Source organism: Brevundimonas sp. (assembly GCF_003248455.1).
In the GTDB taxonomy this organism is placed as follows: domain Bacteria; phylum Pseudomonadota; class Alphaproteobacteria; order Caulobacterales; family Caulobacteraceae; genus Brevundimonas.
In genome coordinates this window covers 73469-82882 of the sequence record NZ_QFNM01000020.1, presented here as the reverse complement: position 1 = coordinate 82882, position 9414 = coordinate 73469, and the positions used below count along the sequence as shown (strand labels likewise).

8 protein-coding genes are annotated in these 9414 nt (G+C 67.2%); 5 read left to right on the top strand and 3 right to left on the bottom strand.

Features of this window, described 5'->3' with window-relative positions; all coding sequences use genetic code 11:
* Nucleotides 1-7 precede the first annotated feature (7 nt).
* Together era and DI624_RS09175 are read left to right on the top strand one after the other, a co-directional pair.
* Nucleotides 8-955, top strand: a complete 948-nt coding sequence (gene era / locus DI624_RS09180) for a GTPase Era (RefSeq protein ID WP_291537501.1) — start codon at nt 8-10, stop codon at nt 953-955.
* A gap of 6 nt (nt 956-961) precedes the next feature.
* Entirely contained in the window at nt 962-2206 is a 1245-nt protein-coding gene (locus tag DI624_RS09175) for a serine hydrolase (RefSeq protein ID WP_291537497.1), read from the top strand.
* Here DI624_RS09175 and DI624_RS09170 read toward each other — a convergent pair.
* Nucleotides 2203-3717, bottom strand: a complete 1515-nt coding sequence (locus DI624_RS09170) for an acetyl-CoA hydrolase/transferase family protein (RefSeq protein ID WP_291537496.1) — start codon at nt 3715-3717, stop codon at nt 2203-2205. The genes DI624_RS09175 and DI624_RS09170 overlap by 4 nt on opposite strands.
* A gap of 174 nt (nt 3718-3891) precedes the next feature.
* Here DI624_RS09170 and DI624_RS09165 point away from each other — a divergent pair, with 174 nt between their 5' ends.
* The 3 genes from DI624_RS09165 (at nt 3892) to parC (ending at nt 7633) form a co-directional block, all read left to right on the top strand.
* Nucleotides 3892-4503, top strand: a complete 612-nt coding sequence (locus tag DI624_RS09165) for a flavodoxin family protein (protein ID WP_291537494.1) — start codon at nt 3892-3894, stop codon at nt 4501-4503.
* 83 nt (nt 4504-4586) lie between these two features.
* Complete coding sequence (gene recO, locus DI624_RS09160) at nt 4587-5318, top strand: DNA repair protein RecO (RefSeq protein ID WP_291537492.1); 732 nt, start codon at nt 4587-4589, stop codon at nt 5316-5318.
* 152 nt (nt 5319-5470) lie between these two features.
* Complete coding sequence (parC, locus tag DI624_RS09155) at nt 5471-7633, top strand: DNA topoisomerase IV subunit A (RefSeq protein ID WP_291537491.1); 2163 nt, start codon at nt 5471-5473, stop codon at nt 7631-7633.
* 18 nt (nt 7634-7651) lie between these two features.
* Here the strand turns inward: parC and DI624_RS09150 are convergent, their stop codons facing one another.
* Both DI624_RS09150 and DI624_RS09145 read right to left on the bottom strand, forming a co-directional pair.
* Nucleotides 7652-8389 carry an arginyltransferase gene (locus tag DI624_RS09150; protein WP_291537490.1) on the bottom strand — a complete coding sequence of 246 codons (738 nt, stop codon included), beginning with the start codon at nt 8387-8389 and terminating at the stop codon, nt 7652-7654.
* Between the two features lie 109 nt (nt 8390-8498).
* Nucleotides 8499-9395: a flagellar motor protein MotB gene (locus DI624_RS09145; protein ID WP_291537489.1), complete on the bottom strand. Its 897-nt coding sequence runs from the start codon at nt 9393-9395 to the stop codon at nt 8499-8501.
* Nucleotides 9396-9414: the final 19 nt, after the last annotated feature.

Genomic DNA, 9414 nt, shown 5'->3' with positions numbered 1-9414 from the left:
GCGTCATTTGACCGATATCGAAAACCAGCGCGCGGGCTTCGCCGCCATCATCGGCGCGCCGAACGCCGGCAAGTCCACGCTGGTCAACCGGCTGACCGGATCCAAGGTCTCGATCGTCACCCAGAAGGTGCAGACGACGCGGTTTCCGGTGCGCGGCATCGCCATGGAGGGCGACGCCCAGATCGTTCTGGTGGACACGCCCGGCATCTTCACCCCGCGCCGCCGTCTGGACCGGGCCATGGTCGCCTCGGCCTGGGGCGGGGCCGAGGACGCCGACGTGGTGGTGCATCTGATCGACGCCCAGTCGCACATCGCTTCCGAAGGGCGCGAGGGCGCGGCGGCGGACCGTCGCTCGGCCGAGGACACCGAGACCATCATCGCCAATCTTCAGGCCACGGGGACCAAGGTCATCCTAGCGCTGAACAAGATCGACGGCATGCGCCGCGACACCCTGCTGGCCCTGTCTCAGACGCTGTTCGAAACCGGCGTCTATGAAGAGGTCTATATGATTTCCGCCGCCAACGGCGACGGCGTCGAGGACCTGAAGCAGCGACTGGCGCGGTCGATGCCCAAGGGGCCGTGGCTCTATCCCGAGGATCAGGCCGCCGACGTGCCCGTGCGCGTCCTGGCCGCCGAGATCACGCGCGAAAAGGTCTATCTGCGCGTCCACGAGGAACTGCCCTATTCGGCGGCGGTGGAGACCACCAGTTTCGAGGATCGCGCCGACGGTTCGGCCCGCATCGAACAGACCATCTATGTCGAGCGCGAGAGCCAGCGGCCCATCGTCCTGGGCAAGGGCGGCCAGACCCTGAAATGGATCGGCCAGAAGGCGCGCGAGGAGTTGAACGAGATCCTGGGCCGTCCGGTGCATCTGTTCCTGACCGTCAAGGTCGATCCGAAATGGCAGGACAGCCGCGCCCTCTACGCCCAGTTCGGCCTCGATTTCGACGTCTGAGCTCCCGTGTTCGAAGTGCCGCGTACCGCCGGAGGCCATCCCCGGCTTGTTCTGGGCGTCCTGGGGGCGCTGGTCCTGGGCGGCGCCGTCTGGGCAGGCGTGGCCACGAGCGTCGCGCCGAAAAGCGACGCGGCCTTGGTCGCGGAACGGTCGGACGCCCCGCCGAGGCCCCCCGTGGTGGTCGTCGAAGACCTGCCGAAACTGGCCGGGCGGCTGGATCGGGAGGCGGCGGCGGGGCGGTTCATGGGCGCCGTCCTGGTGGCCAAGGGCGACAGGGTCCTTTTCCGCCAGGTCTATGGCGAGGCGAACTACGAGCAGGATCGGCCGCTGAGGCTGGATTCGCGCTTCCGACTGGCCTCGATCTCGAAGCAATTCACCGCTGTGGCGATCCTGAAGCTTCAGGACGAAGGCCGGCTGAGCGTATCCGATCCGGTGTGCGAATGGATCGAACCCTGTCCGGCGGCGTGGCGGGACATCCGCATCGGCCATCTGCTGTCGCACACCTCGGGCATTCCCGACCTGATGGCGCGCCCCGGCTGGGGGATGCGTCGGACGACCCCTGCGACGCTGACCGAATTGACCGAGGATTCAAAGCGGTTCGGCCTTCAGTTCGCCCCGGGAACCAAGGTGCGTTACGACAACGCCGGCTTCAACCTGGCCGCCGCCATCGTGGAGAAGGCCAGCGGCAAGCCGTTTCAGACCTATATGCGCGACGCCTTCTTCAGGCCGTTAGGCATGAAGGCGACAGGGCTGGACCTGGACGGGGGCGATCACGGCGTGATCATGGGCTACGCCAACTTCCCCGGCGGCCTGGCGGCTCAACCGAACGCCAATACGTCCATCGTGGCGGGGGCGGGCGCCGTCTATTCGACGTTGGACGACCTGTTGGTCTGGCAGCGCGCCCTGCATAGGGGCGCTTTGCTGAAACCCGCCAGCTATCAGCAGATGCTGGCCGATCACGCGCCCGCCGATACGCCGAACGAGCGAGGCCATCCGCGCCGCGACTGGGGCTATGGCATCTTCTCGAACCGCCTGGGCGACCAGGTGCGGCCCAGCTTCCAGGACCGTCAGATTTATCACACGGGCAGCTGGGGCGGGTTCCGCAACCTGATGCTCTATCAGCCGGATCAGGATGTGACGGTGATTGTCCTGTCCAACAACTATCACCTGCGCGACCAGGTGTTCCTGATCGCCCAGCAGGGCATGGCCGAGGCGCTGGGCCGCGAGTTCCCGACGGCGCTGGCGCGCTAGGCGGGCTTCATCGAGCCGGTCTCGATGTAGCGCTGGTGCCAGGACAGGGCCTCGTCCAGCAGATGCGGCGATTGCAGACCATAGGACCCCTTCAGCGCCCGGGCGTAGTAGTCGGCCAGGGCGTCGCGGTAGTCGGGGTGGGCGCAGTTTGCGATGATGACCCGCGCCCTCTGTCTCGGGGACAGGCCGCGCAGGTCGGCTAGACCCTGTTCGGTGACGATGACCTGGACATCCTGGGTGATGTGATCGACGTGGCTGGCCATCGGCACGATGGCTGAAATCCTGCCGTCCTTGGCGGTGGAGGGCGTGACGAAGCAGGAGATGAAGGCGTTCCGCGCGAAGTCGCCCGACCCGCCGATGCCGTTCTGGATGCGCGATCCCATGACCTGGGTCGAGTTGACGGCGCCGTATATATCGGCCTCGATCAGGCCGTTCATGGCGATGCAGCCCAGGCGGCGGATCAGTTCGGGGTGGTTCGAGATTTCCTGGGGCCGCAGGATGATCTTGCCCTGGAACTGGGACATCCGACTGTTCAGATCGGCTGCGGCTTCGGGGCTCAACGAAAAGGCTGTGGCCGAGGCGACGGTCAGCTTGCCGGCGTCCAGCAGGTCCAGCATCCCGTCCTGGATCACCTCGGTATAGGCCGCCATCCGTTCGAACGGGCTGTCCATCAGCCCCGCCAGCACGGCGTTGGCGACATTGCCGACGCCGGATTGAAGCGGCAGGAGGCCGGCCGGCAGGCGTCCGACTTTCACCTCGTGCTTCAGGAACTCGATCAGGTGGCCGGCGATGGCGCGGGCCGTGGCGTCGGGCGCGGCGAAGGGCAGGTTGCGATCCGGCGCCTCGGTCTCGACGACGGCGACGATCTTGTCGGGATCGCAGCGAAGGGTGGGCTGGCCGATCAGTTGGTCGGGCCGGGTCAGGGGAATGGGCACCCGATTCGGCGGAAGGGCGGTGCCGTAATAGACGTCGTGCATCCCCTCGAGCGCCGCGTTCTGCCAGCCGTTGACCTCCAGGATCACGCGCTCGGCCCGGTCCAGCCAGGTCTTGTTGTTGCCGATCGAGGACGACGGCACCAGAGAGCCGTCGTCATTGATGGCCGAGACCTCGATCACCGCCGTATCCAGCGGCCCCAGCACGCCCTGCCACACGGCCGGCGCCAGCTGGCTGAGGTGCATGTCCAGATAGTCCATCTGGCCCGAGTTGATCTTCTCGCGCGCGATGGGGTCGGAGTTGTAGGGCAGGCGCCGTTCGATCCCGTCGGCCTTGGCCAGGGCGCCGTCCAGCTCAGGCCCGGTCGACGCGCCGGTCCACAGGTTCAGGCGAAAGGCGTCGCCGGCGGCGTGGGCGTCCTCGATGCGTTGGGCCAACTGCGGCGGCACCGCCTTGGGATAGCCCGACCCGGTGAAGCCGCTCATCCCGACGGTCGAGCCGGGGGGAATCAAGGCGGCGGCGTCGTGGGCCGACATGACTTTGGATTTCAGGGCCTGGCTGCGGATACGCGATGACATTCAAGGCTGTGGGCTGCGGCCGGGGAGGGCCTGGTGCGACCCGGTGCTAGGCGGGGCGACGATTGCGATCCATTCGACCTTGGTCGAGCCAAAGCCGCCCGTCCATGATCTTCGTAAACCGGGAACGTCGGTCGAGGCCAGCGGTTAGCGACGGACGATCGAAAGGACCCGTCGATGAAAGCCCTGATCCTGAACTGCACCTTGAAGCCGTCGCCCGAGACCTCCAGCACCCAGGCCCTGGCCCAGGTGGTGATCGACGAACTGAGGGCGGGCGGGGTCGAGACCGAACTGGTCCGCCTGGTCGATCTGAACATCAAGCCCGGCGTGAAGACCGATCAGGGCGAAGGCGACGATTGGCCCAGGGTCCACGAAAAGATCATGGCGGCGAACATCGTCGTTTTCGCCACCCCGACCTGGGTGGGACAGATGTCCAGCGTCTGCATGCGGGCCCTGGAGCGGATGGACGCCCTGTTCGAGGAAACGGACGACAGCGGACGGCCCGTCGCCTTCGGCAAGGTCGCGGGCATCGTCATCACCGGCAACGAGGACGGCGCCCATCACATCGTCGCCACCGTGTCCCAGGCCCTGATCGACATGGGCTTCACCATCCCGGCTCAAAGCTGGACCTACTGGCATTTGGGGCCGGGACCGGGACCCGACTATGTCGAGACGGATCAGGGCCACGACTATGCCGACCGCGTGGGCCGAAACGCCGCGCGCAACCTGCTGGCCCTCGCCAGGGTGTTGAAGCCAGATACCTATCCCGTGCCGGAAAGCGGGGAATAGAAGCCGTCGAAGACCCGGGCGGGATTCGGCGCGTCGCAGTGGAACGTATGGCCAACCTGGAGGCGGCGCGCTAAGCCGTCTCCATGGATTTCCACGAAGAGGCCTTTGTCCTGTCGGCGCGGGCGCACGGCGATACGGGAGCGGTCGTCGATCTGTTGACCGAAGGCCACGGACGCCGTTCGGCCTATGTGGCGGGCGGGGCGTCGCGCAAGATGCGGCCGTTTCTTCAGGCCGGGGCGCGGGTCGTGGTCGATTACCGCGCGCGCACCGCCGAGCACCTGGGCGCGGCGCGGCTGGAGCCGGTGGGCGAGGGGCCGAGCGCCCTGTTCGACGACGCCCTGGCCCTGACCGGCCTGGCCGCCGCCGCCGGCGTGGCCCAGGGCGCCCTGCCGGAGCGTGAGCCCCATCCCGGCGTCTTCCTGGCCTTCGAGGCCCTGATGGCGGCCTTCGCCCTGCCGGAGGTCTGGCCGGCGATTTTCGTGCGGTTCGAGGCCGGCCTGCTGGAAGATCTGGGCTTCGGGCTGGACCTGTCGAAATGCGCGGCGACGGGCGCTGCCGACGACCTGATCTACGTCAGCCCCCGCACGGGGCGCGCCGTCAGCCGCGAGGCCGGCGCCCCCTATGCCGACAAGATGCTGGCCCTGCCGCCCTTCATGCTGGGGGCCCAGGCGGGCCTGGTCCACGGCGATGTGAAGGACGGGTTCGACCTGACCGGCCATTTCCTGGAGCAGTTCGTCTTTCATCCCCAGAACCGCCCCTTGCCGCCGGCGCGCGTCTGGATGCTGGACAAGCTGGCCGAGGCGGGACGGCTGTAGGCAAAGGCCTGACGACCGTGAACCCCAGGCCGCGTTCGTTCACCGCGCGCTTATCCCCCAATCTTCGGCCGGGCGGACTAGACTAATCGCTTCCGATCCCCGATTCGATCCACGCCCCGCCGCCGGAAGGCGGCCGCATCATCGACGAGCCGATGGAGACGGCGCTCAGCCGCCGCTATCTGGCCTACGCCCTGTCGACCATCACAAACCGCGCCCTGCCGGACGTGCGCGACGGGTTCAAGCCCGTGCACCGGCGCATCCTGTACGCCATGCACCAGATGCGGCTGAACCCGCAGGCGGCCGCGCGCAAATGCGCCAAGGTCGTCGGCGAGGTCATGGGCGGATACCACCCGCACGGCGACGCCTCGATCTACGAGGCCCTCGTGCGTCTGGCCCAGGATTTCGCCCAGCGCTATCCGCTGGTGGACGGCCAGGGAAACTTCGGCAACATCGACGGCGATAGCGCGGCGGCCATGCGCTATACCGAGTGCAAGCTGACGCCCGCCGCCGTCCTTCTGCTGGACGGCATCGACCAGGACGCGGTCGATTTCCGCCCGACCTACGACGACCAGGACGAGGAGCCGGTCGTCCTGCCGGCCGGGTTCCCGAACCTGCTGGCCAACGGTTCTTCCGGCATCGCGGTCGGCATGGCCACCTCCATCCCGCCGCACAATGTCGGCGAGTTGATCGACGCCTGCCAACTGTTGCTGGAGCGGCCGGACGCCACGACGCAGGACTTGGTCCAGCACGTGCCCGGCCCGGACTTCCCCACCGGCGGCGTGGCCGTGGAAAGCCAGGCCGCCATGCTGGACGCCTATGAGACGGGCCGGGGCGGGGTGCGGCTGCGCGCGCGCTGGGAGACCGAGGACCTGGGGCGCGGCGTGTGGCGGATCGTCGTCACCGAAATGCCCTATCAGGTGCAGAAGTCGCGCCTGATCGAGGCCCTGGCCGACCTGATCGAGCACAAGAAGGCGCCGCTGCTGGGCGACGTGCGCGACGAGTCGGCCGAGGACATTCGCCTGATCCTGGAGCCCAAGAACCGCACCATCGAGCCCGAGATGCTGATGGAGAGCCTGTTCAAACTGTCCGATCTGGAAGTGCGTTTCCCGATCAACATGAACGTGCTGGACGCCAGCGGCACGCCGCGCGTCATGGGGCTGAAGGACTGCCTGAAGGCCTTCCTGGATCACCGGCGCGAGGTGCTGAACCGTCGCTCGCAATGGCGGATCGCGCGGGTCGAGAAGCGGCTGCACCTGCTGGAAGGGCTGCGCATCGTCTTCCTCAACATCGACGAGGTGATCCGCATCGTCCGCGAGGAGGAACAGCCCAAGGCCGTCCTGATCGCGCGGTTCGGCCTGACCGAGGTTCAGGCCGACTTCGTCCTCGACACCCGACTGCGTCAGTTGGCGCGGCTGGAAGAGATGACGATCGAGAAGGAATTCAACGAACTGTCGGAAGAACTTGCCAATCTGAGGGCGCTGACGTCGTCGGAAGGCAAGCAGTGGAAGGCCATCTCCAAGGAGTTGGAGGCGGTGCGAAAGGCCCTGATCTCGCCGCGCCGCACGACCATCGCCGAGGCCGTGGATACGTCGGCCTTCGTCGCGCCCGAGGCCTTCATCCCGCGCGAAGCGATCACGGTCATCCTGTCTGAACGCGGCTGGATCCGCGCCGCCAAGGGCAAGGTCGAAGACCCGTCGGAGCTGAAGTTCAAGGAAGGCGACCAGCTGGCCTATCTGGTCCCGGCCTATACGACCGACAAGCTGCTGGTCGGGGCGTCGGACGGGCGCATCTTCACCATCGGGGCCGACAAGCTGGCGTCCGGTCGCGGGCACGGCGAACCCTTGCGTCTGATGATCGACCTGGACGAGAAGGCCGAGATCATCGCCCTCCTGGCGCACCAGCCGGGGGCGAAGCTGCTGATCGCGTCCAAGGCCGGCTATGGTTTCGTGACGCCTGAGGATGATGCGCTGGCCCAGAAGCGGGGCGGCAAACAGGTGTTGAACGGCGAGATGCTGGCCATGCTTCGCGTACCGACAAGTCCTGGGGGCGATCACGTCGCCACCATCGGCGACAACATCAAGACCTTGATCTTCCCGCTGGCGGAACTGCCCGAGATGGGCCGCGGCAAGGGGGTGAAGCTGCAGACCTTCAAACAGGGCGGCTTGGCCGATGTGGCGGTGTTCAACGCCGAGGCGGGGCCGGAATGGGTCGATGGCGGCGGCCGCCGCCGCAACTGGCCCGACTGGAAGGACTGGCTGGGCAAGCGCGCCGGCGCCGGCCGTCAGGGGCCGCGGGGCTTGAGGAAGTTCAGATAGGCGGCCGCGTCGGGTCGCCTATTCCTCCAGGCGACTCCAGCCCAGCTTGCCCAGCGCCTCCATCGGGCGGAAGCCGGCCTTGTAGTCCATCTTGGCCGAACCCCTGACCCAATAGCCCAGATAGACATAGGGCAGGCCGACGATGGCCGCCTGGCGCACATGGTCCAGGATGGCGAACCGGCCCAGGCTGCGACGCTCCATCGTCGGGTCGTAGAAGCTGTAGACCATCGACAGACCGTCCTTCAGCAGGTCGGTCAGGGTGACGGCGACCAGATCTCCGGGTCCGCCGTCGGTCGATGGCAGGCGATATTCGATCAGATGGGTTCGGACGGCCGTGTCCTCGACCATGGCGACATAATCCAGCCAGCCCATGTCGCTCATGCCGCCGGTGGGATGGCGCGTGGTCAGATAGCGGCGCAGAAGCTGGAACTGTTCGGTGGTGGCCTCGGCCTCGACCAGGCTGCGCGACAGGTCGTCGTTGCGGCTCAGCACCTTGCGTTGCGAACGGCTGAAGGCGAAATCGGGCACGGGCAGGCGCACGGACACGCAGGCGTCGCAGGCCTCGCACGCCGGGCGATAGGCGATGTTCTGGCTTCGGCGGAACCCGGCGACGGTCAGTTCGTCGTTGACGTGGGCGCCGTCGGAGAAGGGCAGGTTGGCGAACACCTTCCGCTCGGTCTTGCCGGGCAGATAGGGGCATGGCGCCACGGATGTCATGAAGAACCGAAGCTGGCGTGTCGGAACGTGCTGGGTCACGGCCTCAGGTCCGCTTCCGATCTTGCCGATTTTGCGGCGAAACGCTCATGAGCGCGATTTGCCTTCATTCGCGCGCGGGCTGCAAGCGTCGGCGTTGCAGCCGGACCGATCACAGCGAGGTGTCCGTGGGCAGAACCGGCGCCTCGCGCAGCAGGACGATGGCGATCCGGCGGTTGCCGGCCAGGCTGGGATCGTCGGGATAGAGCGGATCGGACCCCGCCTTGCCCGCCACCGAATAGACGCGGTCTGGATCGACGCCCGCCGATTGCAGCGCCAGGCGCGAAGCATTGGCGCGCTCGGACGACAGGCTCCAGTCGGCCGGGGCGCTGGCGCGGCTGGAGCCCGGCGTCGCGCTGGTGTGTCCGGTGATGGAAATCCGGTTCGGCAGGCGGTTGATCACCTTGGAAACGGCGCGCAGCAGCACCTGGGCCCGCGCATTGGGCCGCGCCGAGTTGTTGTCGAACATCGACCGGCCTTCCTGATCGACCAGCTGGATGCGCAGGCCCTCCGGCGTCTGGTCCACGATCAGCTGTTTGGACAGTTCCGCCAATTCCGGCATCGACTGCATGGCCTGACGCAGCGATTCCGCCGCGCTGGCGAACTCGGCGGCTTCGCGTTTCTGGACTTCGGCCTGCAGCGCCGCGTCGCTGGCGGACGACAGGTTCGAACTGGGGCCGGGTCGGTCCGTGTCGGGCGCTTCGGGCGCCAGTTCCTGGATCACCGACTGCGAGCCCGAGCTCTTGGGACCGTCGTCGCCCAGCGCTGTGCCGCCCAGAATGCCGCCCGAGCCCGAGGTCGTTTCCGAAACGCTGGCGGGCGCGAAATATTCGGCGATGCCGCGCTTCTGCTCCGGGTCCGTCGTGTTGATCAGCCACATCAACAGGAAGAAGGCCATCATGGCGGTCACGAAATCCGCATAGGCCACCTTCCACGCACCGCCGTGGTGGCCCCCGCCGGAGACCTTCTTGACCTTCTTGATGAGGATCGGACGATCGCTCACGGACATGGATGCGCATCCCGAGGAG

What these genes read in the sequence shown, in the direction of transcription:
- DI624_RS09165 (WP_291537494.1), top strand. Translation starts at nt 3,892, where the DNA reads ATGAAAGCCCTGATCCTGAACTGCACCTTGAAGCCGTCGCCCGAGACC.
- DI624_RS09145 (WP_291537489.1), bottom strand. Translation starts at nt 9,395, where the DNA reads ATGTCCGTGAGCGATCGTCCGATCCTCATCAAGAAGGTCAAGAAGGTC.
- recO (WP_291537492.1), top strand. Translation starts at nt 4,587, where the DNA reads ATGGATTTCCACGAAGAGGCCTTTGTCCTGTCGGCGCGGGCGCACGGC.
- DI624_RS09170 (WP_291537496.1), bottom strand. Translation starts at nt 3,717, where the DNA reads ATGTCATCGCGTATCCGCAGCCAGGCCCTGAAATCCAAAGTCATGTCG.
- parC (WP_291537491.1), top strand. Translation starts at nt 5,471, where the DNA reads ATGGAGACGGCGCTCAGCCGCCGCTATCTGGCCTACGCCCTGTCGACC.